Source organism: Cognatishimia activa, assembly GCF_026016445.1.
In the GTDB taxonomy this organism is placed as follows: Bacteria; Pseudomonadota; Alphaproteobacteria; order Rhodobacterales; family Rhodobacteraceae; genus Cognatishimia; species Cognatishimia activa_B.
In genome coordinates, this window is record NZ_CP096147.1 from 1,577,825 (window position 1) to 1,603,680 (window position 25,856).

Below are 25,856 nucleotides of genomic sequence, written 5' to 3' on the forward strand. Positions count from 1 at the left end.
GGAATAACCCGCAAATTTGCAAATCATCGCAAATTAAGCACTTGCTAATTGCAAATACGCAAACTTTAGACCGATCGGTTCACTTTTTCATAGAGATCAATGGACAAGTCTCAGGATGAACCATAGGGCTATCTTATGTCCGATATGTCCTCGGCGCGATATTTTCACCGCGCCTCCCCACCTCATATCTCAACATTGATCCTGCTGGCCGGGCTTGCTGCGCTTAGCATGAATGTGTTTTTGCCAAGCCTTCCAATTATGGCCGAGCATTTTCAGACCGACTACCGCGTTATGCAGCTTTCAGTTGGCATCTATCTGGGGTGCAGTGCTTTTCTGCAAATTCTGATTGGCCCGATTTCTGATAAGTTTGGCCGTCGTCCAGTGATCCTTTGGGGGCTGGCACTCTTTATGGTGGCCACTGTGGGATGCCTCCTGGCACCGAATATCGAAATTTTCCTCGCCTTTCGAATGGCACAGGCTGTCATTGCGACCGCCATGACCCTTAGCCGAGCGGTTGTGCGTGATCTTTATGACGATGAGAAAGCCGCCTCGATGATTGGCTATGTAACCATGGGCATGTCCGTCGTTCCGATGGTTGGCCCAGCATTTGGGGGTCTTTTGCAGGAGTATTTCGGCTGGGCATCCAACTTCTGGATGCTCCTTATATTTGCAGCTCTGCTCTATTGGATCACCTGGTCCGATCTTGGCGAAACCAAAATGCAAAGCGGCAAAACCCTTGGGGCGCAGTTCCGAGAATATCCAGAACTTCTAACGAGCCCCCGTTTCTGGGGCTACACCATGGCCTCCGCACTCGCCTCAGGCACTTTCTTTGCCTATATCGGCGGCGCGCCGTTTGTGGGCAGCAACATTTTTGATCTTGATCCCAAAAGACTTGGATTGATTATCAGCGCACCCGCTGTGGGCTATATGGCGGGGAACTTCATCTCAGGCCGGTTCTCTACGAGAATTGGCATTAACCGTATGATTTTATTAGGATGTATCATCAGCTCTGCCGGGCCAGGTTTAGCCCTTTTGACGCTGATCGCAGGATCAATTAATCCGTTGGCATTCTTCACCCCAATGATCCTTATCGGACTTGGAAATGGCATGACCATCCCCAATGCGACCGCAGGCGCACTTTCTGTGAGACCACATCTGGCAGGCACCGCTTCAGGACTGACTGGTGCAATGCTGATTGGAATTGGCGCAGCGCTCTCAGCCTTCGCTGGCACATTATTAACGGATGAGACCGGTGCAGCACCGCTTCTGATCCTCATGCTGATCTGCGGGCTGATGGGACTTGTAACCATCGGTCTGGTCGTTATGCGCGAGCGCCAGATCCAAAACTAAATTTGCAAGATTTGCAGACTTGACGTAACAAGACTGCAAATCTGCAAAGGATGTTCACATGGCCACCCAAAAACTCTTTGCTGGTGCGAAACTGCGCGAAATCCGCAATCGTGTCTCACTGACACAAAAGGATTTCGCCGGGAAGCTCGGCGTCTCGCTGCCCTATCTGAACCAGATGGAGAATAACAACCGGCCTGTATCCACCACGGTTGTCCTGGCCCTGGCACAGGAATTTGGGATTGACGTCACCGAGCTGACAACAGGCGACAGCGAGCGTCTGGTCAGCGATATTCGTGAGGCTTTGGCGGATCCTATCCTCTCTGAAGACGATGTGCCACTTGCAGATATACGACTTTCTGCTTCAAACGCCCCCACGCTTGCACGGGCTTTCCTAAAGCTGCACCGCGCCTACAGACAGACCCATGAAAGGCTTGCCTCACTGGACGAAGCACTCGGCCGTCAAGACGTTAAAATGCAGGCCAGCCCCTGGGATGAAGTCCGAGACTTCTTTCACTATTGCGACAATTATATAGATGCGGTTGATCACGCGGCAGAGAGCTTTGCCGAACAGGCTAAATCGAAAGGCAGCATTCAGACCGCAGCGATAAATGCCCTCGAACATATCGGTGTTCGGGTCACTTTAGAGAGCATGAATGCCCTCAGACGTTATGATCCGGAGAGCAAAACGCTCTCTTTGTCCAATCTGGCGACACCCGAGACACGCAACTTTCAACTTCTCCTACAAGTCGCTCTTTTACAACGAAATTCCTTACTTGAAGCGACCCTGGATTTGGCGCGCTTTCAGTCGGAAGCTTCCCGGCAGATCGCGAAAATTGGCCTCGCTAACTATTTTGCGGGCGCTGCGGCCATGCCTTATGGAGATTTTTTGGCCGCCGCACAGAGCACACGCCATGACCTTGAAGTTCTTTCCCGGCAATTTGGTGCTTCGATTGAGCAGGTCGCTCACCGGCTTTCCACACTGCAGCGCCCGCATCACAAAGGGGTACCCTTCTTCTTTGTGCGTGTGGATCAAGCAGGCACAATCACAAAACGCCATTCGGCCACGCGATTGCAATTTGCCCGCTTTGGCGGCGCCTGCCCGCTTTGGAATGTACATCGCGCCTTTGAAACGCCCGGCCGATTCTTGCGTCAATTGGCAGAGACACCCGATGGTGTGCGGTATTTTTCGCTCGCACGCGACGTATCCAAATCAGGCGGGCACTACGGTGCCCCAGTTCGGCGCTATGCGATTGCGCTCGGCTGCGAGCTCAAACACGCAGACCAAATCGTTTACGCAGATAATATGGATGTCTCCACCGCAGCGTCATTTGAACCCATCGGGATTTCGTGCAGGATTTGCGAGCGACCAGATTGTCACCAGCGCTCTGTACCGCCGCTTGAACGCAAGCTGACGATTCACGAAAATGAACGCGGCGTTGTGCCCTACGATGTCAGCTAGTTCAGCCGAAAATCAGCTTTGCAGCAATGGCCCACATAACAAATCCAACCAGAGCATCCAATATGCGCCACGCCCGCGGGCTCGTGAAGAGCGGACGCAAGAGCTTCGCGCCGTAACCTAATGAAAAGAAAAATACAAAGCTGGATACGACTGCGCCAATTCCAAAGCCCCAACTGGGGGAATATTGCGCGGAAATACCACCCAATAGTACAACAGTATCAAGGTAAACATGCGGGTTTGCCCAGGTCAGCAAAAGACAGGTGCTGACTGCAGCCCAAAGGCCTGCAGCGGTTTTGCCATCCGCTTCCAGAGCGCCCCCCTCGCGTAGGGCGGAGCGGAAACTTAGCGCTCCGTAAACGACCAGAAAAGCCGCTCCACCCCACTTTGCCAGGGATACTACGAGTGGGAAAGCAAGGACGAGAGCTCCGAACCCGGCGACGCCTGCGGCAATCAACAGCGCGTCAGATATGGCACAGGTCAGGACCAGCGGCAGGACATATTCTCCTTTCAGACCTTGACGTAAAACAAAGGCGTTTTGCGCGCCGATTGCCAAGATCAAGGAAAAGCCGAGAAAGAACCCGGCACCCATCGCTTCGTACAATTGAAATCTCCACTTCGCATCTCTTGTATCGCCGCAAATCTTTGATTATTCAAATTAAAGTTTGTGACCCAAAATAAGATTCCCTTATGAAGTTAGACGGCCAACATCTAAGAGCACTATCCGCCATACTCAGAAATGGCAGTTTTGAGGCTGCGGCTGCAGAACTTGGTGTCACGCAATCCGCTATATCCCAACGGTTGAAGGCGCTCGAGGAAAATGTGGGTGTAAAACTCGTGCACCGCGAAAAACCCTGTTCCGGAACCGAAGCAGGCCTTCGAATTGCAGCCCATGCGGATCATATGCAGGCGATGGAACAGGCGCTGGCAGTCGACCTGGGCAAGCAAGTGGATACCCAACAAGGCCGCCTACGCATTGCAACCAACGCAGATAGCCTGTCGACCTGGTTCCTGGACGCTGTCGCTGAAGTTCCCGAATATCTTTATGGCATCCATGTAGACGATCAGGATTTCTCTGATGATCTATTGCGCCGCGGTGAAGTGGCTGCGGCGGTCACGTCAAACGGTGCGGCACTTGCCGGTTGTGACGTGCATTATTTGGGTAAACAGACCTATGTTGCCACCGCAAGCCCGTCCTTTGTGGAGGTATACTTCCCAAATGGCATGGACGCGGTGTCGATCGCACGGGCTCCGATGCTGCGCTACAATGAAAAAGACGATCTCCTCTTTCAGTGGCTCGACCGCCATTTCCCTGGGAAAATACGCCCCCCATTCCACCTGATCCCCTCTTCCGAAGCCTATGCGCGGGCGACTCAAGCCGGGTTAGGTTGGGGATTGAACCCTCTGGCGTTGATCAAAGAAGAGCTGATCAACGGCAAGCTTGTTGAAATTCACTCCAAGGCCACATTGGACGTGCCTCTTTATTGGCAAGTTAGCCGGCTTTACAAAGAGCTGCTGGCGCCCCTAACCCGCCGCATTTGCCAAACAACAATCCAATCCCTGCCACAATAACGCCTTAGCGACCGGTCATTCAGCTCCTCGGAGACTTGTATTTCGACCGGAGTTCGCATGAGCGCCATTACAACAGATACGGTCCGCCAAGGGCCAACATTCGCCGGCATCCTTTGGGTGCAGGGCGTTCTGTTGCGTTTGGTTATCAGCTGCTGCGTCGCTGGTTTGACGTTTCTGCAACCCCTGCCCTTAGCCCTGGTGGCTTGTGTCTTGGCCACTGATCTTTTCAGCTTTATGTGGGCCCTCGTCAGATACAACAACGTGGCTGGTCTGCATTTGCAATATACAGGACGATTTTGGCCTGTGGTCTTTGGCTACGTATTCTTTTTCTTCGCGGCCATCGCAATGATGTTGACCTGGTGGTTGCTCATCATCAGTACAGATACATCATCGGTCCTTCGTCACGAGCCTAAAAGCGCATCTTCCAGCCCGGCAGCGCTTGGAGAGCGTTTTGTGGCGGAAATCTCTCGCGACCGTACTCAGGTCATCTTCAAAGGCGTAATCACTCAAGGGCTTGCCACACAGATCGAGCCGACTTTTGAGGAATCAAATAAGATTGATACTCTGGTACTGAACAGCGCGGGCGGAAATGTTCAGGAAGCACGCCGTTTGGCAGAAGACGTAGCGCGTCGCGGATTGGATACACATGTGACCCATGAGTGCAGTGCATCCTGCCTATTGGTCTTTATGGCCGGGCAAAATCGCACTGTTGGCATCGGAGGGCAGCTTGGCTTCCATCGCTACGGCTTGGATTTTGCTCAGGTTCAACCGCATTTGAGCCCGCTTCGCGAGATGCGTATCGATCAACAATTCTATCTTGAGCGTGGCGTGAGCTTGGATTTCGTGGATGAAATCTTTGATCTCAATCGCAATGCCATTTGGTATCCTACCCGTCGAGAGCTCCTGAGCGCTGGGATCACGACTCAATAAAAAACCCGCCTTAAGGCGGGTTTCATATTTCAGATGTCAGACAGATCTTAAAGCTGCGCCATAACCTCGTCGGAGGCTTCAAAGTTTGTTGTTACGCGCTGAACGTCATCGTCATCTTCAAGCGCATCCACCAGTTTCATAAGCTTTTGCATATCTTCCAGACCGAGCTCGGTGGTGGTGGTTGGCTTCCAGATCAGCTTGGTGGATTCAGATTCACCGAGGTCTGTTTCAAGCGCGTTAGACACATCGTTTAGATCAGTGTCAGCGCAATAGATGATGTGACCATCTTCAGAGCTTTCCACGTCTTCTGCACCGGCTTCAATCGCTGCCATCATTATGTCGTCAGCGTCGCCCGCCGTCGCAGGATAAACAACTTCGCCTTTGCGCTCGAACATGAATCCGACAGAGCCGGTTTCGCCGAGATTGCCGCCATTTTTAGAGAAGGTAGAACGCACGGTAGAGGCAGTACGGTTCTTGTTGTCGGTCATGGTTTCCACGATGACGGCAACGCCATTCGGGCCGTAGCCTTCATAGCGGATCTCATCATAGTTTTCCGCGTCGCCGCCAACCGCTTTCTTAATCGCGCGTTCGATCACGTCTTTTGGAACCGATTGGCTTTTGGCTTCTTTTACAGCCAGACGCAGACGTGGGTTCTTATCCGGATCCGGGTCGCCCATTTTCGCGGCAACCGTGATCTCTTTTGCGAGTTTAGAAAACAGCTTGGACCGCGCGGCGTCCTGACGTCCCTTGCGGTGCTGGATGTTTGCCCATTTACTGTGGCCGGCCATGCGTAATGTCCTGTTCTTTGATCAGTGTTTTTCAAGGTTTTGCATCCTATACCGCAAGGTCGGGTTGGGCTGCAAGTTACAGGTTCCGGGCTTTTCCCCTTGCCTGCAGGTCTCGCCTGGGTTTGGCTAAGAAAAGACAATCAGAGGCAGACCATGACGCAGGATCAGATCATTCTATTTGCCCTTTTCGGAGGAGTTTTCGGGTTCTTGCTATGGGGTAAATTTCGCTATGACCTCGTCGCTTTCTCTGCCCTTTTGATCGGAGTCTTGCTGGGGGTGGTTCCAGAAAAAGACGCGTTTTCAGGGTTTGGGCACCCCGCCACCCTGGTGGTTGCCTTGGTGCTGGTGGTTTCAGCGGGACTTGTTAGGTCAGGCGCTGTTTTCCTGATCACACGGACACTGGTGGATAGCTCTCGCAGCCTGGGCGGGCATATCGCCCTCATGGGGGGCATTGGCGGTGTGTTGTCTGCCTTTATGAACAACGTGGCGGCACTGGCACTTCTGATGCCAGTGGATGTGCAGACCGCGCGCAAAGCAGGCCGCAGCCCGGGCCTCTCGTTGATGCCATTGTCTTTCGCCACCATTCTCGGCGGCATGGCCACGTTGATCGGCACGCCTCCGAACATCATCATTGCATCAATCCGGGAAGATGCCCTGGGAGCGCCGTTTCGAATGTTTGATTTTGCTCCCGTAGGCGGGCTGACGGCGATCGCGGGTCTGGCGTTTGTGGCCCTGGTGGGGTGGCGGTTTATTCCCAAACGCGAAGATGCAGGCCAGGCCATGGCTGACATCACAGAATATGTGGCTGAGCTGACCGTTCCCGATGAGAGCAAACTGATTGGGAAACGGCTGGCGGAACTGGAAGAAGATGCCTCAAAAGCTGACGTAGCTTTGCTGGGGCTGATGCGGGATGGAAAACGTCGCTACGGCCGCGCGCGCAATGTTGCGCTGGCGGCGCACGACACTTTGATTTTGGAAGCAACGCCGGACGCTTTGGATGAATTTCGGGCAGCGTTGGGTTTGAACTTTTCAGACGTTGAGCGCGAAGAGCGCCTGAATGCGGCTGGAGAAGGTCTGGATGTGGTTGAAGTGGTGGTCCCTGAGACATCGCGCATTGCGGGCAAAACCGCGGAACGCATTGGCTTGGCCTGGCGTCAGGGCGCCGTTTTGATGGGTCTGTCGCGGCAAGGTCGCCGTGTGACACAGCACCTCCGCAAAACAGAGGTGCGCGCCGGTGATATTCTTTTGCTGCTGGTCCCCAAAGACCGCGGTGCAGATATCACGGAGTGGCTGGGCTGCCTGCCTTTAGCAGATCGCGGTTTGGCCGTGACAGCGGATAGTAAAGTCTGGCTGGCTATCGGGCTTTTTGTCGGGGCTGTGATGGCTGCAGCCTTGGGTATCGTTTACCTGCCAATCGCTTTGGGTTTGGTCGTCATGGCCTATGTCTTCACCCGAATTGTACCTCTTTCTGAGCTTTACACTCATATCGAATGGCCGGTTGTTGTTCTTCTGGGCAGCATGATCCCTTTGGGGGCCGCCCTAGAGCGTGTCGGAGGCACTGAGCTGATCGCGGGCACTCTTGTCGGTTTGACAGAAGGCTTGCCCGCCTGGGCTATTCTGACGGTGCTGATGCTGGTGACCATGACTCTGAGTGATGTCCTGAACAACACAGCGACAACAATTGTGGCAGCACCAGTGGGCATTCAAATGGCGCAATCTCTTGGTGTGTCACCGGATCCCTTTTTGATGGCAGTGGCCGTGGCGGCAAGCGCTGCCTTCCTCACCCCCATCGGGCATAAGAACAACACGCTCATTCTTGGTCCGGGCGGTTATCATTTTGGCGACTACTGGCGTATGGGGTTGCCGTTGGAAATCCTTGTGGTGGCTGTTTCGATCCCGTCGATCCTGCTTTTCTGGCCGCTATAGTGGGAAGCGGCTTTGCCCCTCAGCGCTTTGCGCTTCACCCAAGAGTATTTTTGCAAGGAAGAAGAGATTACGGGACCAGCGGCCAAATGAAGGGGATCACAGCGCTGGCGAGCAAGCCGATGCTGAGATTAAGGGGGATGCCCACCTTCAGGAAGTCACTGAAGCGATAACCGCCGGGACCATAGACCAGCATGTTGGTCTGATAGCCAATAGGTGTTGCGAAGCTCGCGGAGGCAGCGACCATGACGGCCACGACGAGGGGGCGCGCGTCGATGCCCATTACGTCGGCCAATCCAACAGCGATGGGGGTAACGACCACAGCGACCGCGTTGTTTGAGACCATTTCGGTCAATACCGAAGTCAAAAGATAAATGGCCCAAACCACGAGAAATGGCGGTAGCATGCCAAGATAAGGTGCAATTCCCTCCACGATCAGGCTGACCGCGCCGGAGCTTTCCAGTGCCACACCGATGGCAAGCATAGAGAAAATCAACGCCAATAGGCGGCCGTCGACAGCGGCGAAGGCTTCATCGGCATCAATGCAACGGGTGACAAGAACCACAGCGACTGCAAGAATGGCGAGTAGAAAAATTGGTGCAACACCGAGGCCCGCCAGAGCCACAAGACCGATCAATGCCGCGAAGGCAATGGGGGCGTGCTCCCGGCGGTATTCGCGCTCTGTTGGTTGGCTCACAGAAACCAGCTCCATATCTGCTGCCAGACGCTGGATATCTTCCGCGGTGCCTTCCAGCAGGAGTGTATCCCCGACCCGCACAATGAGATCATCCAGTTGCAGGCCTATGTTTTGGTTTTTGCGGTGCACAGCGAGCGTATCGACACCATAGCGGCGACGCAGGCGCAGAGATCCTAGGCGACGCCCCACCATGCGACAACCCGGAGTGATCAGCACCTCTACGGTATTGGTTTCAACCGAACTCACCTGATCCACGCGCTTGAGGGATTTATCCCGCTGTAGGCTGAGAAGCTCTGTCATTTTGGTGCGCAGGACCACGCGGTCTCCGACCTGCAGTTCCACGCCTTTTAGACTACGACGCAGAGAGGTATCGCCGCGCACCACGTCGATCAGACGCACGCCTTCACGCTTAAAGAGCTGTACCCCGGTGACTTCGCGGCCAATCAGGTTGGACTCTGGCGGAATGACCGCTTCCGAGAAGAACTTCATCTGACTGCGATTGCCCAAAAGGTTCGCCATACTGTCACGATCAGGCAGCAAAATAGGTGCAATGAAACGCAGATAGAACATGCCCCAGAGCACCAGAAGAATGCCGAGTGGTGTCACTTCAAAAATGGAAAAGGCTTCAAGACCCTGCGCCCGTGCCACACCGTCGACAAGCAAATTGGTAGAGGTGCCGATCAAGGTCAGCGTACCGCCAAGAATGGCCGCATAACTAAGTGGGATCAAAAGCTTACTGGCGGAAACGCCCAGGGTTCCGCTAAGCTGAATGAAGACCGGGATCATGACAACAACCACCGGCGTGTTGCTGACCACGGCCGAAGAAATCACCACAAAGACCATCAACATGGCAACGGCCAAATGCGGATTGGTTTTGGCTTTGCGGTCGGCGATCGCTGTGAAGGCTGAAAGCGCACCGGTGCGTACCAAAGCCCCCATGACAATGAACATGGCCGCAATCGTCCAGGGTGCCGGGTTTGAGAGCACCGTCAGGGCCTGTTCATAAGGCAAGACGCCTAAAAGCAGTAAAGCAGAGACGCCAGCGATGGCGACCACTTCGGTTGGGAATGTCTCTCTGAGAAAGAGGATAAACATCACACCGACGGTTGCCAGTGTCAGTATGGCCTGGGTGGTCTGGGAAAACTCTAGGTATTCCATAGGTGCCGGAACGCCCCCTTATTGTTCTCTGCACGTAGGCAAAGCATCCCTCATGCAAAAGGCGGGGGCAAGCCTTTCTCGGCTTTGAGGGAAATCTTTCCCCGATAAGGGTTTAGACAGGTCCAGCCTGACTGAGGCGACCGCCTTGACGGACCATCTCGATCCGGGTGGCTGCGCCGGTGCGGTCATCGGTTTCGACATCGACGCCCGCCAGAGTGGCTTCTCCCAATGCCGGCGTGAATCGCGCCTTTGGCATGCCAGTGATGAAACGGCGCATGGGCTCGGCCTTTTCCATACCAATCACAGAATTGTAGTCGCCACACATGCCCGCATCCGCCTGAAAGGCAGTGCCCTTGTCGAGAATTTGCGTGTCCGCTGTTGGTACATGGGTGTGAGAGCCAACCACCAAAGAAGCGCGACCATTGCAGAAATGGCCCATTCCCATTTTTTCAGAGGTGGCTTCGCAATGCATGTCAACGATAATCGCCTGCACGAGCCCGCCGCGCGGGTGGGATTTCAACACGCGATCCACCGCTGAGAATGGATCAGCGTAGGGGCGTTTCATAAAGACCTGCCCCAGCGCCTGCAGTACGAGCACCTTCTTGCCGCGCACATCAAAGATGCGGAATCCCCTGCCTGGCACATCGCCTTGAGCGTAGTTCAGCGGCCGAATAACGCGGGTATCTTCTTGAATATACTGCATCATATCCTTCTGATCGAAGGCATGATCGCCAAGTGTCACACAGTCGGCACCGGCTTCGAAAAGCCCCTTTGCGTGATCTCCACTGAGCCCCATTCCATTGCTGGCGTTTTCACCATTCACAACAACGAAATCGAGCCGCCACTCTTTACGCAGACGTGGCAGGTGCTCTTTGACTGCGTTGCGGCCCGCGCGGCCCATGACATCACCAAGATACAGTATTTTCATGGGGTAATCGCGTATAGGTGACTTGCGGTAAGGGCAAGCCAGAATGGGGCAATCGGGTACTTTTACGAGAAGCTTAGGCTTTCAGGTCGCGAATGCCACTTTCGGTGATGATTAGGTCCAGGGGTTGATCTGTTGCTTCCAGAGGCAGGTTTTCATCCTCTTGGGCATCAAAGGCAAAGCCCAACGCCAGCGTCGCGCGTTTGCTTCGCAAGAGTTCCAGCGTGCGGTCATAGAAACCTCCGCCGTACCCAAGACGCCCGCCATTCTTGTCAAAAGCCACCAGAGGGACGATGACAATCTCTGGCTCAAAGAAACGATCTTCTACGGGAATCTTGGCCCCAAAGGGCCCATCTTTCATAGGCGCGTCTGGCTCCCATTCTGAAAACTTCAGGGGAAGCCCTGCCCCCTGGATTACCGGCACGCCAACTGTGCCATGGGCCGCCGCCTCTGCCATAGCTGGGATCGGATTGATCTCTGTCCGGATTGGCATAAAGCCAGACACTGGCACGCCGCGATAGCCTGCGAGAAACTCTGAAAGATAAGCCGATTGGCCCGGAGTGGCGCTTTCAAACGCTTGTTTGCGGCGCGCAAACCCCGCTTTTCGAGCAGCGTCCTTACGCGCTGCCAAATCTTGATCCATCATAGTAATACCGCACCTGCCAGAGCCAAAAAGGCAAAGAAACCAACCACATCCGTGACCGTTGTCACGAAGGCCCCAGAGGCCAAGGCAGGGTCTATGCCGATTTTCTCAAGCAACACAGGAATGCCTGTGCCTGCAAGTCCAGCCACGACAAGATTGATCACCATTGCGGCAGCGATCACCACGCCAAGCATCGGCGTGCCAAACCAGATGACGCCCACAATCCCCATAATGATGGCAAAGACGATACCATTCACGAGCCCCACAAGCACCTCACGGCGGATAACCCGCCAGACGTTGGCGCTGGTTAAGTCTTTGGTGGCAATGGCACGCACCGCAACGGTCAAAGACTGTGTCCCCGCGTTCCCGCCCATAGAGGCAACAATGGGCATCAGAACGGCAAGCGCCACATATTGCGCGATGGTGGCTTCAAATTGTGCAATCACAAGTGAAGCAAGGATCGCTGTCACGAGGTTCACAGCCAGCCAAGGAATACGCTGACGCGTGGTTTCCATTACCCGGTCAGACAGCGAGCTTTCTTCGCCAACACCCGCAAGGCGCAGGATGTCTTCTTCGTGCTCTTCGTCCAGAACCCCCATCGCGTCATCGATGGTGATGACGCCGACCAATCGATCGTCTTCATCCACAACCGGTGCAGAAATCAGGTGATACTGGTTAAAGGCATAAGCCACGTCACCCTCATCCTGGGTCACAGGAATGACCTGAAACATCTCTTCAGAGAGATTTTTCAAAGGCGTTGTGCGGGGCGCGCCCATGATCTTGCCCAAGGTGACATTGGCGACAGGACGCATGCGCGGATCGACCAGAATGACGTGATAGAACTGCTCTGGCAGCTCTTCAGCGTCGCGCATGTAATCAATCGCGTCCCCAACCGTCCAATGTTCCGGCGCCATCACGGTTTCGCGCTGCATCAGGCGACCGGCAGAGAACTCTGGATAGCTTAGCGCTTGCTCTACCGCGACACGGTCCGCATCTTCCAGAACTTCAAGGATGGCTTCCTGCTGCGGCTCATCCAAATCTTCAAGCAGGTCGACAACGTCGTCAGACTCCATGTCCCGAACCGCCTCGGCAAGCGTTTCAGGGCGCAGGACCGCCATGACCTCTTCACGGATGTTTTCATCTAGCTCAGAAAGGATTTCACCTTCGAATTCCTTATCATAGAGCCGGATCAGACCTTCACGTTCGTTGGGATTGATCTGCTCCAGAAGGTCGGCGATGTCAGCCGCGTGCATCGGCTCCATCAATACCAAAAGCTGGTCGCGATCCCCGGCTTCTACCGCCTCAAGAACCGCCGCAACCTCGCGCCGGTCGAGGATATAGACATCATCCTCGTCCAGTTCCGTTTCGGGTGCGATCTGATCTTCTAATTCCACCAAGATTCGCCTCCCTGCCGTGATATTCTGGGTTGGTCGCGACCATAGGGGAGATCACGGGCAAAACTCAATCCAATTTACTCCAGAGATGCACCCGGCTATCCTTCTTTTGAGAGGGACGAGCATGTCAGACCAAACTGATGAACAAACCACCACATTGTTGCTGGGGCAAACGCTGAGCTTTAAGGCCAGCCCATTTGAGGTGCCTTTTGAAGAAGCCGTGCAGTTTGAAACCTCAGGCGCGGTGTTGATCCGTGACGGCATAGTGGCTGCGGTTGGATCGGCGGAAACTCTCAGACCGCTTAACCCGATGGCGCGCGTCGTGGACTACGGTAAAGGTCTGATTATGGCCGGGTTTGTGGATGCGCATGCGCACTAACCCCAGACAGCGATTATTGCGAGCTGGGGAAAGCGACTGATTGACTGGCTTAACAGCTATACGTTCCCAGAAGAAATGCGTTTTTCTTCAAAGACCTACGCAGCTGAGATCGCTGGGCGCTATTTGGACCTGACCACCGCACATGGCACCACGACTGTTGCGAGCTATTGCACCATTCACCCGGTGTCTGTGGATGCATTTTTTGAAGCAGCTCAACTGCGTGGACAGCGCGTGGTTGCAGGCAAAACCTGCATGGATCGGAATGCGCCTGATGGGCTAATGGACACAGCGCAAACTGCTTATGACCAGAGCAAACAGCTTTTGTCGACCTGGCATAATGTGGATAGGCTGAGCTACGCCATTACACCTCGGTTTTCCCCAACATCGACGCAGGAGCAGCTAGAAGCCATGGGAGCACTTTGGGCGGAGCATCCAGATTGTCTGATGCAAACGCACCTCTCTGAGCAAACCGATGAAATCGAATGGGTTTTGGGCCTTTATCCGGAAGCGCGCGATTATCTGGACACCTATGAGAAATTTGGTCTCTTAGGTAAGCGCGGTCTTTATGGGCATGCCATTCACTTAGAAGACCGGGAAAAAGCGCGGCTGAAAGAAGTGGGTGGGGCATTGGTACATTGCCCAACGTCCAATACTTTCATTGGGTCAGGCCTGTTTGACATGGGCGGCTTGATGGCGAATGGCCACACCGTTGGACTTGCAACAGACACCGGTGGCGGCTCATCCTTTTCCATGCTGCGCACCATGGCGGCGGCTTATGAAGTCGCGCAACTACGCCATAACCCTCTGCATGCATCTCAACTTCTGTGGTTGGCGACGCAGGGCAGCGCGCGCGCCCTACATTTGGATGATCGGATCGGAAATCTCGCAGCGGGTATGGAGGCTGACTTGGTTGTGCTGGATCTGGCAAGCACTGAAGCCATCGCGCAGCGCACCAGCAAAGCCGAAGATATATGGGAAAACATCTTCCCCACCATCATGATGGGAGATGACCGCGCCATTCGCGCAGTCTGGATCAACGGGAAGGCCGCCTAATCGACCTCAGCAGGAGCGACTGCCCAGAACCATCACCCAGGTGTTGCCCTGCCCGCGTGTCACGCCGATCTCCGTGACTGATCGATCCAGCATATTTCGGCGATGACCCGCAGATTTCATCCAGCCTTTGGCCACATCCCGTGCAGAGCGATGACCCTGCGCAATGTTTTCAGCAATCACGCAATAGCGGTAGCCGGCGCGCAAGGCACGGTCGCCAATATCAGACCCATCAGAACCGGAATGCGAAAAGAAACGATTGCGCACCATGTCACGGCCATGCAGCTCGGCAACCTGTTCAAGATTTACGGAAACGCGCAGGGGTGGCAGCCCATATTGCGCGCGATATTGATTGGTCAGACTTGCAACATCCCGATTTGGCTCGGATTGTGCGAAGGTTGGAATTGCAAGGGCGGCAGCGGCGAACATGAAAGCCAGCGCTCGAACCCGAATGCTAGGCTTCGGAGAACGCCCTTTCGTAAAGTCCAGATTTGACATCACAGTGTCTCCTGCAATGCCCCCACAAGCTTGTTCTGTTTTTCAACGATTAATGGCAGGTTTATGGCAGACATGTGGAAATCACGCACAATTTCGACACCTTCTACGAAGAGTGTTCGTACTTTTCGGGGCCCCGACAGTACCAACGCAGCTGGATCCCAGCTGCCTGATGTATCGATGTCAGAGACATCCCAGATCGCGATATCAGCCCGCTTTCCGACTGCAATCTGACCACATTCAGGTCGGCCCAGAACCTCGGCCCCGCCTCGCGTTGCGATCTCCAGAGCTTCACGCGCACTCATCGCATCTGCCCCGTTTTGAACCCGTTGCAACAGCATGGCTTGACGGGCTTCTTCCATCAAATTGCTGCTGTCATTGCTGGCCGATCCATCTACACCAAGACCGATCGACACACCCGCATCACGCATGGCGCGCACCGGCGCAATACCAGACCCCAATCGACAATTCGAGCAGGGACAATGCGCAACACCCGTTCTGGTTTGTGCAAAGAGATCAATCTCTTGGCCATCCAACTTCACACAATGTGCGTGCCATACATCTTCGCCGGTCCAGCCCAGTTCCTCGGCGTATTGACCGGGCCGACAGCCAAAATTTTCAAGCGAATAGGCAATGTCTTCATCGTTCTCAGCAAGGTGGGTGTGCAACATGACACCCTTATCGCGCGCAAGCCTTGCCGCATCCTGCATCAATCCCCGGCTCACAGAAAAGGGTGAACACGGGGCGATACCGACACGCAGCAGGCTGCTTTCGGAGGCATCGTGAAAGCGATCAACGACGCGGATACTGTCTTCAAGAATAGCTTTCTCGTCTTCAACCAGAGAATCCGGAGGTAAGCCCCCCTTACTTTCCCCAATGCTCATCGACCCACGTGTGGGGTGAAACCGCATGCCTGTTTCTGCGGCAGCGGCAATACTGTCATCAAGCCGCGCGCCATTAGGAAAGAGATACAGGTGATCAGACGTCATTGAGCAGCCAGAAAGCGCCAATTCAGCGAGGCCGATCTGCGTGGAGACATAGATTTCTTCCGGGCCAAAGCGCGCCCAGATCGGGTAAAGCGTCTTGAGCCAGCCAAAAAGCAATGCATCTTGCGCTGCCGGAACGGCACGCGTCAGTGTTTGAAAGAGGTGATGGTGTGTGTTCACGAGCCCCGGAGTGACCACGCAGCCCTGGGCGTGTACGATTTCACCATCGGTACTAAGCCCCTGCCCTAACGCTACAATTTCACCATCGCGCATCAAAATATCTGCGCTATCAAACTCTTGACGCTGATCATCCATGGTCAAGATGACGTCAGCCCCTTTGATCAGGGTTTCTTGCTGTCCTTCTGAGTTCATAAAAAACACCACTCCTTTTGGCCCGTTTCGGAGGGTGATGAGATGCGCTGACAGAAAGCGGGCAAAGGACTCAGCGCAAATCTACGCTAGCCAAGCCCGCCATCAGAATCAATTCAGGAGATCAGGACTTGCGCAAAATTGCTAAAGCTTGAGCGTGAATCTCTGCATTTGCAGCAGCAATCGCCGTTCCGCCTTCATGAGCTGGATTGCCTTCCCAGTCAGTCACGATGCCACCAGCTGCTTGGACCACGCCGATGGGCCCCTGAATGTCATAGGCGTTGAGCCCTGCCTCGATCACCAAATCCGCTTGCCCCAAAGCGACCAACGCATATGCATAACAATCCATTCCAAACCGGGTGAGTTTCACCTCATTGGACACTCGTTCAAAAGCAGCACGTTCCTGAGATGTACCGACTTCAGGGAAAGTCGTGAAAAGGATCGCATCAGACAGAGTAGAAGTATCTTTTGTTTTCAAGGGCATCGCGCCCATTGGCCCGTTGAGCTCAGCAGTACCAAACCCGCCCACGAAACGTTCACCAATATAAGGTTGGTCAATGATCCCAAGCTGCGGTCCGGTTTCATCGCTGACCGCAATCAGCACCCCCCATGTGGGCGTTCCACTGATAAATCCACGCGTACCATCAATGGGATCAAGCACCCAAGTTAGCCCAGATTCGCTCGCTGTCTGCCCCAGCTCTTCGCCGAAGATCCCATCCTGAGGACGTCGGCGCTCAAGAACATCTCTCATAGCCAATTCGCCAGCGCGGTCGGCTGCTGTGACTGGGTCGAAACCCTCATCCAATTTGTTTTCAGCCGTCAGAGAGGCCGTGCGGAAAAACGGCAAAATGACCGCACGCGCAGCGTCGGCCATTTCATGCGCCACAGATAAAAGTTCGGCGCGTGTTTGCGAAGTAATCTGCATTGGTTTCCCTCTCCTGCCATAGCCGCGCTACCGCAGGTGGGGGCAAAACTCAAGCGTCAGACTTATGCAACGTTGCTTAGAACGCGTGCCAGTTCAAAAAGGCGACGGCGCTGATTTTCAGGGATCGCATAATAAGAACGCACCAGATCCAAGGCTTCTTTGTCGCCCATCAGATCCGCAGGGAAAGAGCCAGAAGCTTTGTCCTCTGCGCGCTCACCAATACCTTCGAAGAAGAAGCTCACCGGGACATCCAGTGCTTCCGCAATATCCCAAAGGCGAGATGCGCTGACGCGGTTCGCGCCAGTTTCATATTTTTGAATTTGCTGAAATTTAATACCAACTTGCTCAGCAAGCTGCTGTTGGGTCATGCCAACAAGCCAACGGCGGTGCCGAATGCGTTTGCCAACATGCACATCAACGGGGTGCGTCATTGGATAACTCCTAATTAATTACAATCAAACCGACAAAGCTCTCCCGTCGCCCGCCGGGCGTAAAACCAGCTCCCACACTGGCCAAACGTCTTGATGCTTGCTGCGCATCCCTACAACAGCAGCCCATTTGTAGCAGCTTCGTCAAATTGATCAAGTTATTTGAGAATACAAAATGCGCAACATAACCCTAGGTTGCTAGGTTTTACGCTTTTGTGATGTGAGTTTTGGGTTCAAAAATTGCGCTATTACCCTTAGAAACGCGCATAAATTTCGCGAGGAATACGAATCATGCGCGCATATCAGGTTCAATCCTTTGACACACCTCCTTCGTTGGTCGATCTACCTCTGCCTGAACCGGGCAACTCTGAGATCAGGCTGAAAATTGAGGCCTGCGGTCTCAACTTTGCCGATCTTCTCATGCAAAAAGGCACCTATCAGGACACGCCTGAGCCGCCATTCGTCGGAGGGCTTGAGGTCGCTGGTGTCGTCGACGCCTTAGGTGCAAATGTCACCGGATTGCAACAAGGAGATCGTGTTGCTGTCTTCGGCGGACAGGGTGGTTTGGCTGAATATGGCTGTTTTCCTGCTGACCGGGCAGTAAAGCTTCCTGATTCGATGTCGTTTGAGGACGCTGCCGCCTTTCAGATCGCCTATGGCACCAGCCACGTGGCACTTGATTACCGCGCACGCATGCAACCTGGTGAAACGCTGCTCGTACTCGGCGCGGCGGGTGGCGTCGGCCTCACCGCCGTAGAAATCGGAAAGCTGATGGGTGCAACGGTGATTGCCTGCGCTCGCGGGCCTGAAAAGCTTGAGATTGCAAAGGCTGCGGGCGCAGATCACCTGATCGATGCCACAACCGAAGATATTCGTGAGGTGGTGAAGTCACTCGGTGGTGCAGATGTCGTCTATGACCCTGTAGGTGGGGATCAATGGAAAGCGGCCTTCCGCGCTTCAAATCCTGATGCGCGCCTGTTGCCAATTGGGTTTGCCAGTGGAGATGTTCCTCAAATTCCAGCCAACCACATGTTGGTGAAGAACCTCACGGTCATCGGCGTCTATTGGGGGGGATATCTTAAGTACAAGCCCTCTGTTGTGACAGAAAGCATGGCCAAGCTCTTTGCTTGGTATGAAGAAGGCAAGCTGAAACCCCATATCAGTCACAGCCTTCCACTTGAAAAAACTGCGGACGCCATGGCGCTCCTGAAAGCGCGCAAGTCGACCGGCAAAGTGGTTATTACACCCTAGCCTATCCGGCGTTTTTCAGGCGGGAGACATCGAGCGTTCTGATCTGTGCGCTCAACCCGCGGAAGGCTTTGCGCAACAACTCTGCCATCTCCATAACCACCTCGCCTTTGACGGGGTCAGCACCGTGCATGTTGATGTATTGCAATCCGATGTCTGGCAAAGCCCCACCATGGTCGATGATCTCTAGCTGGGCCGGCTCTGTCCCTTCGATCATCGCGCAAACCGCCATGTCTGCAGCGACCGTGACTTCGATTGAGCGGTCTGAATCAGTATCAACCGCATTTTCCCAATCGATGCCATCGCGCTGCAGTGAATCCAGCATACGTGGTCTGAAAGAGCACTTCCGTCCCTGCGCAATCCGCAGAGGGCGACGACGCCATGTGGCCCCGCCCGGAGCACCGATCCACACCAATGGAAGCGCACAGAGCGTTTCGCCACCCTGTGTCGGTTCAGTGGTTAGGATCAGGTCGTATTGCCCTTTTTCAAATTCAGGCAGCAGTTTGTGTGTGTTTTCATTCACCACATTGACTTTGATGCGCGGAAAGGATGCCCGTAATTGCTTCAGCACAATCGGAATGGCCGGATAAAGGATGTCATGAGGCACCCCCAAGGTGATCTCACCCTCAAATTCTTGATCAGACAGACGCCGCACAGCCTCATCGTTCAACGCCACCATACGCCGGGCATAGCCTAGCAACTGCTCACCTGGGGCTGTCAGGATTATGCGCCGACCGGTGCGATCAAAAAGCGCCAGACCCAGCAGCTCCTCCAAACGTTTCAGCTGCATCGAGACCGCAGATTGGGTCAGGTTCAAGAACCCAGCCGCTTTGGTCACGCCACCCAGATCAGCCACCGCAATGAAACTGCGCAGAGTCGTTATGTCGAGATTTCTCATTGATCAAATATCCTGATGATACACCTAACAAACATTCGTTTTGAGAATGTCTCATAATGAGGCATCTATATCAAGAGTTTTGATTGAACTCGAGGAAAGCATCACATTCCAAGAAAGGAGAAAGCCATGACGTTCCTCAGCACTTTTGGCCGTTTCGCAGGTGTCTCTTTGGATAAGGGCATCAGCCTCGCCGATCTCTTTGAGCTGCGCCGCCAGCGTAAGACATTGGCCACCCTATCTGATCGCGAACTGCGCGATATGGGGCTGACACCATATGATGTGAATCAAGAAGTTTCCCGTTCCATTTTCGATGTGCCCTGTAACTGGCACCGATAATTGGAACATTTGAGAGGAATTCCGGCTTCCCCCGTGCCGGAATTCCTTGAAAATCCTCCCAAGAGCACCGATATTCCCTTTCAAAGGCCCGATGCGCGAGCGACGGGACGAAAAGGACAACCTATCGGAGGCTTTAATGGCTGAATTTGACACAATCCGTGGCGTCGCAGGTGCACGCGCTGCCGAGATTGATGCGGGTCTACGCGCCCATATGAACAAAGTTTATGGCACCATGTCCGTTGGCATGCTGCTGACTTTTGCAGTTGCATGGGCAGTGGGCACGTCCCCTAACCTGCTGGCGATCTTCCGTGACCCGATCACTCTGTCCCCGAATATCCTCGGCTGGATTGTGATGTTTGCTCCGCTGGGCATGGTCTTCCTGTTCGGCGCAGCGATTAACCGCCTGTCCGCAGCTGGCGCACAGACGTTCTTCTACGTTTTTGCCGCCGTTATGGGTCTTTCTTTGGCGTGGATCTTTGTGGCCTTCACAGGCTTCTCCATCGCACAAGTCTTCCTCGTGACAGCGATCGCCTTCGCGGGTCTGTCTCTCTATGGTTACACAACTAAGAAAGACATCTCCGGTTGGGGTTCCTTCCTGATCATGGGTGTGATCGGCATCCTGGTCGCGTCCATCATCAACATCTTCCTGGGCTCTCCAGCGCTGCATTTCGCAATCACCATTCTGGGTGTGCTGATCTTTGCAGGCCTGACCGCCTATGACACACAGAACATCAAGAACACCTACCTGGCGCACGCACATCACGGCGATCAGGAATGGTTGGCGAAATCTGCGATCATGGGTGCTCTGAGTCTCTATCTGGACTTCATCAACATGTTCATGTTCCTGCTGCAGTTGCTTGGCAACCGCGAATAAGCAGAGCAACATTGCTTACAGAAAGGCCGGCGATTTCGCTGGCCTTTTTTTGTGCGGGCTTCCGCCAACCGCAGAAAAATCGATTCACATTGTGCGATGACCGTGGCAATGTCCCGAAAAAACCGGAGACAATCATGTGTAACCGCAGGATCGCATTGGCAGCCGCAGTCACTTCTGCCGCCGCTTCAGCAAGCACTGGCGCACAGGCCGAAACAGATGCTTGGACATTGATCGAACAGATCGAGATCGAAGAGATCGTCACCGAGACCACCTATGAGGTGCGCAAAAAGTTCCCATCCCAGATGGATATGAACGGCCAATCGGTCGAGATAACTGGCTATGCTGTGCCGATGTATGCAGGTGAAAAGGTCACCGATCTAATCCTTGTGTCTGACATGGGTCTCTGCCCGCTTTGTGGCAATTCAGATCACAGCGCAAACCTGCAGGTCACTCTGGCAGAGCCAATCACAGTATTGGATGAAACCAAACGCATTCAACTGCGCGGCGACCTGACACCGGTTCTGGACCCGGAAACTTGGCAAGCTGCCATTCTTAAGAATGCGCGTATCATCCAGTGATGCGCGCTCGCTAGGCCTCACATGGGCCTAGCTTCTCAGACATAGCTTCATTTCAATCGCAGGAAAGAAAAGACCCGGTTCGAGCGTCAGCTCAATCGGTTGAATGCGCGTGAAGCCCAATTGCCGATAGAACACCTCTGCCGTCAGCGTGCTCATGCAGCGCAACGCGGTGACCCCACTTTCACGGGCGTTATCAAAGGCGGCCTGTGCAAGCGCACGGCCAACACCGCGCCGTAAATGCGCTGGGTCAACGGCTACATGGCGCATGTGCCCTTCCCCTTGATTACCAAGACCACGGGTCGGGCTGAAGTCTGTCCAGCCCCCTGCCCCTGCAATTTCGCCAGTTTTTGTTTCCGCAACAAAATAGGTTCCACAACCCAAGAGCTCCGGGCGGGCCTGACCGATGCGAGGCAAAGCCTTTGCAAGGATGCGCGGGTTGTAGTCCGGGCGCAGTAGCTCTCCGTAGCTGCGTGTCATCATGGCCGAAATGGATTCGGCATCTGAGGCTATGGCGGGTCGAATAGAATAGTCAAAAGGCATGGTCCCTGTTCCAATGTCATGGTCTGAAGTTTGTTGTCATCTTCAGCGCGGGACTTGCTTTTTAGAGGTTTCCTAGTCTGGAAAAGCAAAAAGCCGCGCTGGTGTAGCGCGGCTTTTGCATGTGTCTCAGAAAGTGATCTTACTTGATCTTGCCTTCTTTGTACTCGACATGCTTGCGCACTACCGGGTCGTATTTACGGACGACCATCTTTTCGGTCATGGTACGTGCATTTTTCTTGGTCACGTAGAAGTGGCCAGTACCCGCGGTCGAGTTCAGGCGGATCTTAATTGTGGTCGGCTTCGCCATTGGTCTTCTCCTGCGCCGGGCAGCACAATTCAGATGCCCGTGAAATCTCTATGAAGCCCGCCTTTTAACGGTCAGGCGGGCCGAGTCAATTGGGGTGGCTTGGAAATGTCACGGAAATCAGGATTTTTTCCTGCCTTATTGCCAAGGATGACCGGTTACATACAGCCTGTGCTCTTTATGTTTTGTTGATCGAGTTCCCACCATCTGCAAGGAAGGCTGCTCCTGTGACGAAGGAAGCCTGATCAGATAGCAAAAAGGCTGCAGCTTGGGCGATTTCCTTGGGATCAGCCATGCGTTTCAATGCGTGCAACCCTTTCACAAATTCATGAAACTCAAGATCATCCCCCGCCATCGGTGTCTTTGTACCACCCGGAAGCAATGCATTCGCGCGAATGCCCTCTGGGCCGTGTTCCGCCGCAAGTACCTGCGTAAGCCCGACGAGCCCAGCCTTGGCCGCTGCATAGGCCCCCATGCCCGGAAAGCCGATGGTATGACCCACAAAAGATGAGGTGAATACCAGCGATCCAGCGCCTGTGGCCTTCATGGCAGGGATCTGATGCTTTGCCGCAAAGAAGGCTGAGGTGAGGTTCACATCCAAGACTGAGCGCCAGTTATCTGCATCCATGTGTGGGATCGGGCACATCTCGCCCATTATGCCAGCATTGTTGAAGGCACATTGCAGCCCTCCGAAAGTCTCAACAGCCAGAGATACAAGCTCGGCATTATAGTCTTCGCTTTGCACGTCGCCCGCCAGCATAACGGCCTCACCATTGCTCTGAATGATCTGATTCACGAGCGTCGTGAGTTCAGCCTCTCGTCGCGCGGCTAGAACCAGCCTTGCGCCTTCTTTGGCAAAGAGGAGTGCCGCCGCCGCGCCGATCCCGCTGCTGGCTCCGGTGATGATAATGGTTTTGTCCTTGAGTTGCATGAGCGCACCTTTTTGTTTGTGGTGCGCTCTGCTTAGAGATTGAGTCCGTTTTGTAGCGACCCGGTTCTTGTGCCTTGCGCACAAGCTGAAGGCCAATGCGCAAGAACTGGATTATGGTGTCACGCGGTTGGTAGCTTCTGTTTGGGCGCGCGTGAACGATACTGCAGCAAACAATCCCAATAAGACAAACGGCGCGCTGCTGGCAAAGATCCAGAATGCAGCATTGGTGGCTTTTTCCGGCACGTCCAAGGACAAAATCCCACTGGCATTGGCGACAATACCCACGTAGGCGGCACCAAACGCATACCCGATGCGCTGCACCGTCGGGATCGCCCCCGACAAACGCTGCACCTCTTCTTGCGGTGCCATGCTGGTCATGCGCCCCATGATGAAATGCCAGCACATGCCAAAGCCCGCCCCTTCGGCAAAACTAAACAGGGCGACAAGCCAGAGCGGACCATAGGGCACCGCAATGGCCAACCCCAATACTCCCAGCGCAACCGTCCCCATTCCCAGACGGATCATTGCGCCCTGATGAGCAGCCGCTATGCCGCTGGTGCTCACAGCCAAAACACTCCAACCGATCGCAGCAGAGGCGATTACGTAACCAATCTGCAAAGGCCCTACTTCATGCAGTGCAGCCAACAGCAAGGGTCCAAAGGCCGACAATCCAACCGTAGAGAAGGACATGCTCAGGCACATCAGAAGACCCGCACCGATGGGGTTTTTGAATTCCAGAAGTTCACGGGGAAAGAGCCGCGTTTCCCCAGCTTTCTGGTCCAGTCTCAGGAAGTGATACAGGGTGAACAATCCCAGAAGACACAGTGGGAGCGTGCGCCCCAGTACGACTTCGACACCGGCAAAGGAAATGAGAACCACAGCAAAGGCCAAGAGCGACAGTCGACGCAATGGAAAACTTCCGTGAGCCATGGCGAGCTGTGGGGGCCTCTCGCCGGACGACAGCCCTATCCAAACCGCTAATAGAACCGCTTTCACTGCAAAAAAGCCAAACCCCCACCGCCAGTTGGCATAAGCTACAAAGAAACTGCCAATCACAGGACCAAGAAAGGCGGCAATGCCCCAAAGCGTTGAAATGACGGCGAGAGCCCGTGCTCGGTACCTAGGTTCAAAAAACAGGCTGACCGCAACAAAAGACATAGCGACCAGCCCTCCGCCGCCAAAACCCTGCACAAGTCGGCCAACCAAAACTTCGGGCATGGTTCGACCGGCAGCACTTACCAGACATCCCAGGGCAAAAACCAACGCTGCCAGAGCCATGGCGCGGCGCACCCCATATTGCATTGTCAAAAGAGCACTTGCGGCGCCGGCGACAATAGAACCGATCTGATAGAGCGAGATTGACCAACCCACCAAAGATGCACCGCCAACTTCCGCGACCATAGTGGGCATCATCGTGGCAACCACCAAAGAGTCTCCCGCGTGCAACCAAACCGCCAGGCTGACAAGCGCCAAAGGCACGACGTTTTTCCGAGTTAGAAAAGTGGACCAGGGCACATAGTCAGATGCAGATAGGTCAAGGGTTTTGCCGACAGCGTGCTCGGCCTCATTCATGTTTATTTTTGTCGCGTCCGTCATGAGAGACTCCTTATTGCGACTCTCTTGATAATCCTTCAAGTTAAGTTGAGGTCAAAGGCAAAGTTTACTTATTTATCAATATCTAAGAACTCCCATCTGGACATTGGTATTGTGAATTGATTGAATCCCGCCGATCAAGGCGACGCGCAATTCGCTTCTCCAAAAGGACTTCCGGTATGTTCAGTCAATTGCTGCTCGGCTCGCTCATAACTTTCGTTTCACTAGTGGGTGCCAGCATTGTTTGGTGGTGGATGAACGAAATCCTATTGGCGCTGGAACCCAAATTACGAGCACCACAGGGACGGCGCATGTCAGCTCTGGTTTTCTTTCTGGCCGTTGTTTCCGCGATGCTGATCATGGCCTTTGGTGTCTTCCTATGGGCCGCGGTCTTTGCACAAATGTCCGTTTTTGCCTCCTGGGAAGAAGCGATCTATTACTCACTGGTCGCTTACTCCACGTTGGGTCTGGGCGACGTCAGCCTGCCCCAGGATCAACGCCTTCTGGGTGGCATGACCGGGGCAAATGGATTTCTGATGTTTGGCCTGATGACCGCAATGCTGACCGATGCGCTCAGGCAGATCGGGCGCATGCAACGCGTTGAAGGGCGCAAGGCGGATCGCACGTCTTAATAAATAGGTAATTTACGCACAGGGAGCCTATAAGCCGGATTCTGTCCAAGAGGTTGCCCTCTCTGGATGACCATTCATCTAAAGCACCTGTTGCCAGATGCCCTCTAGCTGCCAACCCGGACCTGCTCGGGGCAAGACACCCCTGCCTTACGGCGCGCGATCCCTATTTGGCATTGCTCCTGGTGGGGCTTGCCTTGCCGGTTCTGTTGCCAGTCCCGCGGTGGGCTCTTACTCCACCGTTTCACCATCACCCTGACAAGCAGGGCAGTCTCTTCTCTGTGGCGCTATCCCTTGGGTTTCCCCAGCCGGGCGTTACCCGGCACCATTGCCTTGTGGAGTCCGGACTTTCCTCGAGTTGCCCCGCGGCCATCCAGCCCCCTGTGCGAGAGCGGTGATAGGGGGTAGGACAGGAGCCGTCAACGGGGCGCGCAAGGAGCGGTCCTAATTTGAGTAT

25 protein-coding genes, 1 other RNA gene and 1 pseudogene are annotated in these 25,856 nt (G+C 54.4%); 11 read left to right on the plus strand and 16 right to left on the minus strand.

Annotated elements, in window-relative coordinates:
• The first annotated feature begins 135 nt into the window (after window positions 1-135).
• Together M0D42_RS07865 and M0D42_RS07870 are read left to right on the plus strand one after the other, a co-directional pair.
• Window positions 136-1,350 (plus strand): multidrug effflux MFS transporter, encoded by a 1,215-nt coding sequence (locus M0D42_RS07865; RefSeq protein WP_265021038.1) that lies wholly within the window; start codon window positions 136-138, stop codon window positions 1,348-1,350.
• Window positions 1,351-1,408: 58 nt separating this feature from the next.
• On the plus strand, window positions 1,409-2,809 hold the full coding sequence (locus M0D42_RS07870; protein WP_265021039.1) for a helix-turn-helix domain-containing protein: 1,401 nt from the start codon (window positions 1,409-1,411) through the stop codon (window positions 2,807-2,809).
• A gap of 1 nt (window position 2,810) precedes the next feature.
• Here M0D42_RS07870 and M0D42_RS07875 read toward each other — a convergent pair whose 3' ends face one another.
• Window positions 2,811-3,398, minus strand: a complete 588-nt coding sequence (locus M0D42_RS07875; protein ID WP_265021122.1) for a LysE/ArgO family amino acid transporter — start codon at window positions 3,396-3,398, stop codon at window positions 2,811-2,813.
• A gap of 98 nt (window positions 3,399-3,496) precedes the next feature.
• Between M0D42_RS07875 and M0D42_RS07880 the strand changes: the two genes are divergently transcribed.
• Window positions 3,497-4,378 (plus strand): LysR family transcriptional regulator ArgP, encoded by an 882-nt coding sequence (locus M0D42_RS07880; RefSeq protein ID WP_265021040.1) that lies wholly within the window; start codon window positions 3,497-3,499, stop codon window positions 4,376-4,378.
• 57 nt (window positions 4,379-4,435) lie between these two features.
• Window positions 4,436-5,308 carry a hypothetical protein gene (locus tag M0D42_RS07885; protein ID WP_265021041.1) on the plus strand — a complete coding sequence of 291 codons (873 nt, stop codon included), beginning with the start codon at window positions 4,436-4,438 and terminating at the stop codon, window positions 5,306-5,308.
• Between the two features lie 47 nt (window positions 5,309-5,355).
• On the opposite strand, the gene M0D42_RS07890 is transcribed toward M0D42_RS07885, so the two are convergent.
• A complete protein-coding gene (locus M0D42_RS07890) occupies window positions 5,356-6,096 on the minus strand; it encodes a YebC/PmpR family DNA-binding transcriptional regulator (protein ID WP_265021042.1) in 741 nt (246 codons plus the stop codon).
• Between the two features lie 153 nt (window positions 6,097-6,249).
• Between M0D42_RS07890 and M0D42_RS07895 the strand changes: the two genes are divergently transcribed.
• Window positions 6,250-8,022: an SLC13 family permease gene (locus M0D42_RS07895; RefSeq protein WP_265021043.1), complete on the plus strand. Its 1,773-nt coding sequence runs from the start codon at window positions 6,250-6,252 to the stop codon at window positions 8,020-8,022.
• A 67-nt stretch (window positions 8,023-8,089) separates the two neighbouring features.
• On the opposite strand, the gene M0D42_RS07900 is transcribed toward M0D42_RS07895, so the two are convergent.
• From M0D42_RS07900 to mgtE, 4 genes are all read right to left on the minus strand, one after another.
• Entirely contained in the window at window positions 8,090-9,874 is a 1,785-nt protein-coding gene (locus tag M0D42_RS07900) for an SLC13 family permease (protein WP_265021044.1), read from the minus strand.
• A 112-nt stretch (window positions 9,875-9,986) separates the two neighbouring features.
• Window positions 9,987-10,802 carry a TIGR00282 family metallophosphoesterase gene (locus M0D42_RS07905; RefSeq protein ID WP_265021045.1) on the minus strand — a complete coding sequence of 272 codons (816 nt, stop codon included), beginning with the start codon at window positions 10,800-10,802 and terminating at the stop codon, window positions 9,987-9,989.
• A 73-nt stretch (window positions 10,803-10,875) separates the two neighbouring features.
• Window positions 10,876-11,445 carry a 5-formyltetrahydrofolate cyclo-ligase gene (locus M0D42_RS07910; protein WP_419195964.1) on the minus strand — a complete coding sequence of 190 codons (570 nt, stop codon included), beginning with the start codon at window positions 11,443-11,445 and terminating at the stop codon, window positions 10,876-10,878.
• Window positions 11,442-12,839, minus strand: coding sequence for a magnesium transporter (gene mgtE / locus M0D42_RS07915; protein WP_265021046.1), 1,398 nt, complete (start codon window positions 12,837-12,839; stop codon window positions 11,442-11,444). Before mgtE ends, M0D42_RS07910 begins: the two co-directional genes overlap by 4 nt.
• A 121-nt stretch (window positions 12,840-12,960) precedes the next feature.
• On the opposite strand from mgtE, the pseudogene guaD reads away from it, so the two are divergent.
• A pseudogene (guaD, locus tag M0D42_RS07920) lies at window positions 12,961-14,268 on the plus strand (guanine deaminase).
• Between the two features lie 6 nt (window positions 14,269-14,274).
• On the opposite strand, the gene M0D42_RS07925 reads toward guaD, so the two are convergent.
• The 4 genes from M0D42_RS07925 to M0D42_RS07940 form a co-directional block, all read right to left on the minus strand.
• Window positions 14,275-14,763, minus strand: a complete 489-nt coding sequence (locus M0D42_RS07925; protein ID WP_265021047.1) for a CAP domain-containing protein — start codon at window positions 14,761-14,763, stop codon at window positions 14,275-14,277.
• Window positions 14,763-16,118 carry an 8-oxoguanine deaminase gene (locus M0D42_RS07930; protein ID WP_265021048.1) on the minus strand — a complete coding sequence of 452 codons (1,356 nt, stop codon included), beginning with the start codon at window positions 16,116-16,118 and terminating at the stop codon, window positions 14,763-14,765. Before M0D42_RS07930 ends, M0D42_RS07925 begins: the two co-directional genes overlap by 1 nt.
• A 121-nt stretch (window positions 16,119-16,239) precedes the next feature.
• Window positions 16,240-17,040 carry a histidinol-phosphatase gene (gene hisN, locus M0D42_RS07935; RefSeq protein ID WP_265021049.1) on the minus strand — a complete coding sequence of 267 codons (801 nt, stop codon included), beginning with the start codon at window positions 17,038-17,040 and terminating at the stop codon, window positions 16,240-16,242.
• 62 nt (window positions 17,041-17,102) lie between these two features.
• Complete coding sequence (locus M0D42_RS07940) at window positions 17,103-17,471, minus strand: helix-turn-helix domain-containing protein (protein ID WP_265021050.1); 369 nt, start codon at window positions 17,469-17,471, stop codon at window positions 17,103-17,105.
• Window positions 17,472-17,759: 288 nt separating this feature from the next.
• On the opposite strand from M0D42_RS07940, the gene M0D42_RS07945 reads away from it, so the two are divergent.
• Window positions 17,760-18,719 carry an NADPH:quinone oxidoreductase family protein gene (locus M0D42_RS07945; protein WP_265021051.1) on the plus strand — a complete coding sequence of 320 codons (960 nt, stop codon included), beginning with the start codon at window positions 17,760-17,762 and terminating at the stop codon, window positions 18,717-18,719.
• Between the two features lies 1 nt (window position 18,720).
• On the opposite strand, the gene M0D42_RS07950 is transcribed toward M0D42_RS07945, so the two are convergent.
• Window positions 18,721-19,614: a LysR family transcriptional regulator gene (locus M0D42_RS07950; RefSeq protein WP_265021052.1), complete on the minus strand. Its 894-nt coding sequence runs from the start codon at window positions 19,612-19,614 to the stop codon at window positions 18,721-18,723.
• A 126-nt stretch (window positions 19,615-19,740) separates the two neighbouring features.
• Between M0D42_RS07950 and M0D42_RS07955 the strand changes: the two genes are divergently transcribed.
• The 3 genes from M0D42_RS07955 (at window position 19,741) to M0D42_RS07965 (ending at window position 21,402) form a co-directional block, all read left to right on the plus strand.
• A complete protein-coding gene (locus tag M0D42_RS07955; protein WP_265021053.1) occupies window positions 19,741-19,950 on the plus strand; it encodes a DUF1127 domain-containing protein in 210 nt (69 codons plus the stop codon).
• Window positions 19,951-20,086: 136 nt separating this feature from the next.
• Window positions 20,087-20,824, plus strand: a complete 738-nt coding sequence (locus M0D42_RS07960) for a Bax inhibitor-1 family protein (protein ID WP_265021054.1) — start codon at window positions 20,087-20,089, stop codon at window positions 20,822-20,824.
• A gap of 134 nt (window positions 20,825-20,958) precedes the next feature.
• A complete protein-coding gene (locus tag M0D42_RS07965; protein WP_265021055.1) occupies window positions 20,959-21,402 on the plus strand; it encodes a DUF3299 domain-containing protein in 444 nt (147 codons plus the stop codon).
• A 27-nt stretch (window positions 21,403-21,429) separates the two neighbouring features.
• Here the strand turns inward: M0D42_RS07965 and M0D42_RS07970 are convergent, their stop codons facing one another.
• The 4 genes from M0D42_RS07970 to M0D42_RS07985 form a co-directional block, all read right to left on the minus strand.
• Window positions 21,430-21,942: a GNAT family N-acetyltransferase gene (locus M0D42_RS07970; protein ID WP_265021056.1), complete on the minus strand. Its 513-nt coding sequence runs from the start codon at window positions 21,940-21,942 to the stop codon at window positions 21,430-21,432.
• A gap of 139 nt (window positions 21,943-22,081) precedes the next feature.
• Window positions 22,082-22,249: a 50S ribosomal protein L33 gene (rpmG, locus tag M0D42_RS07975; protein ID WP_007814563.1), complete on the minus strand. Its 168-nt coding sequence runs from the start codon at window positions 22,247-22,249 to the stop codon at window positions 22,082-22,084.
• A 175-nt stretch (window positions 22,250-22,424) separates the two neighbouring features.
• Window positions 22,425-23,177: an SDR family oxidoreductase gene (locus M0D42_RS07980; RefSeq protein WP_265021057.1), complete on the minus strand. Its 753-nt coding sequence runs from the start codon at window positions 23,175-23,177 to the stop codon at window positions 22,425-22,427.
• Between the two features lie 111 nt (window positions 23,178-23,288).
• Window positions 23,289-24,773, minus strand: coding sequence for an MFS transporter (locus M0D42_RS07985; RefSeq protein ID WP_265021058.1), 1,485 nt, complete (start codon window positions 24,771-24,773; stop codon window positions 23,289-23,291).
• A 176-nt stretch (window positions 24,774-24,949) separates the two neighbouring features.
• Between M0D42_RS07985 and M0D42_RS07990 the strand changes: the two genes are divergently transcribed.
• Window positions 24,950-25,402, plus strand: a complete 453-nt coding sequence (locus M0D42_RS07990) for a potassium channel family protein (RefSeq protein WP_265021059.1) — start codon at window positions 24,950-24,952, stop codon at window positions 25,400-25,402.
• 14 nt (window positions 25,403-25,416) lie between these two features.
• Here M0D42_RS07990 and rnpB read toward each other — a convergent pair.
• Window positions 25,417-25,784, minus strand: an RNA gene (rnpB, locus tag M0D42_RS07995) — RNase P RNA component class A.
• Window positions 25,785-25,856: the final 72 nt, after the last annotated feature.

Coding starts and splice junctions, on each gene's coding strand:
- M0D42_RS07990 (WP_265021059.1), top strand. CDS start 24,950: ATGTTCAGTCAATTGCTGCTCGGCTCGCTCATAACTTTCGTTTCACTA.
- M0D42_RS07885 (WP_265021041.1), top strand. CDS start 4,436: ATGAGCGCCATTACAACAGATACGGTCCGCCAAGGGCCAACATTCGCC.
- M0D42_RS07955 (WP_265021053.1), top strand. CDS start 19,741: ATGACGTTCCTCAGCACTTTTGGCCGTTTCGCAGGTGTCTCTTTGGAT.
- M0D42_RS07870 (WP_265021039.1), top strand. CDS start 1,409: ATGGCCACCCAAAAACTCTTTGCTGGTGCGAAACTGCGCGAAATCCGC.
- M0D42_RS07875 (WP_265021122.1), bottom strand. CDS start 3,398: ATGGGTGCCGGGTTCTTTCTCGGCTTTTCCTTGATCTTGGCAATCGGC.
- M0D42_RS07970 (WP_265021056.1), bottom strand. CDS start 21,942: ATGCCTTTTGACTATTCTATTCGACCCGCCATAGCCTCAGATGCCGAA.
- M0D42_RS07930 (WP_265021048.1), bottom strand. CDS start 16,118: ATGAACTCAGAAGGACAGCAAGAAACCCTGATCAAAGGGGCTGACGTC.
- M0D42_RS07890 (WP_265021042.1), bottom strand. CDS start 6,096: ATGGCCGGCCACAGTAAATGGGCAAACATCCAGCACCGCAAGGGACGT.
- M0D42_RS07945 (WP_265021051.1), top strand. CDS start 17,760: ATGCGCGCATATCAGGTTCAATCCTTTGACACACCTCCTTCGTTGGTC.
- M0D42_RS07925 (WP_265021047.1), bottom strand. CDS start 14,763: ATGTCAAATCTGGACTTTACGAAAGGGCGTTCTCCGAAGCCTAGCATT.
- M0D42_RS07985 (WP_265021058.1), bottom strand. CDS start 24,773: ATGACGGACGCGACAAAAATAAACATGAATGAGGCCGAGCACGCTGTC.
- M0D42_RS07905 (WP_265021045.1), bottom strand. CDS start 10,802: ATGAAAATACTGTATCTTGGTGATGTCATGGGCCGCGCGGGCCGCAAC.
- M0D42_RS07965 (WP_265021055.1), top strand. CDS start 20,959: ATGTGTAACCGCAGGATCGCATTGGCAGCCGCAGTCACTTCTGCCGCC.
- M0D42_RS07865 (WP_265021038.1), top strand. CDS start 136: ATGTCCGATATGTCCTCGGCGCGATATTTTCACCGCGCCTCCCCACCT.
- hisN (WP_265021049.1), bottom strand. CDS start 17,040: ATGCAGATTACTTCGCAAACACGCGCCGAACTTTTATCTGTGGCGCAT.
- M0D42_RS07880 (WP_265021040.1), top strand. CDS start 3,497: ATGAAGTTAGACGGCCAACATCTAAGAGCACTATCCGCCATACTCAGA.
- M0D42_RS07950 (WP_265021052.1), bottom strand. CDS start 19,614: ATGAGAAATCTCGACATAACGACTCTGCGCAGTTTCATTGCGGTGGCT.
- M0D42_RS07940 (WP_265021050.1), bottom strand. CDS start 17,471: ATGACGCACCCCGTTGATGTGCATGTTGGCAAACGCATTCGGCACCGC.
- M0D42_RS07895 (WP_265021043.1), top strand. CDS start 6,250: ATGACGCAGGATCAGATCATTCTATTTGCCCTTTTCGGAGGAGTTTTC.
- rpmG (WP_007814563.1), bottom strand. CDS start 22,249: ATGGCGAAGCCGACCACAATTAAGATCCGCCTGAACTCGACCGCGGGT.
- M0D42_RS07980 (WP_265021057.1), bottom strand. CDS start 23,177: ATGCAACTCAAGGACAAAACCATTATCATCACCGGAGCCAGCAGCGGG.
- M0D42_RS07900 (WP_265021044.1), bottom strand. CDS start 9,874: ATGGAATACCTAGAGTTTTCCCAGACCACCCAGGCCATACTGACACTG.
- M0D42_RS07910 (WP_419195964.1), bottom strand. CDS start 11,445: ATGATGGATCAAGATTTGGCAGCGCGTAAGGACGCTGCTCGAAAAGCG.
- M0D42_RS07960 (WP_265021054.1), top strand. CDS start 20,087: ATGGCTGAATTTGACACAATCCGTGGCGTCGCAGGTGCACGCGCTGCC.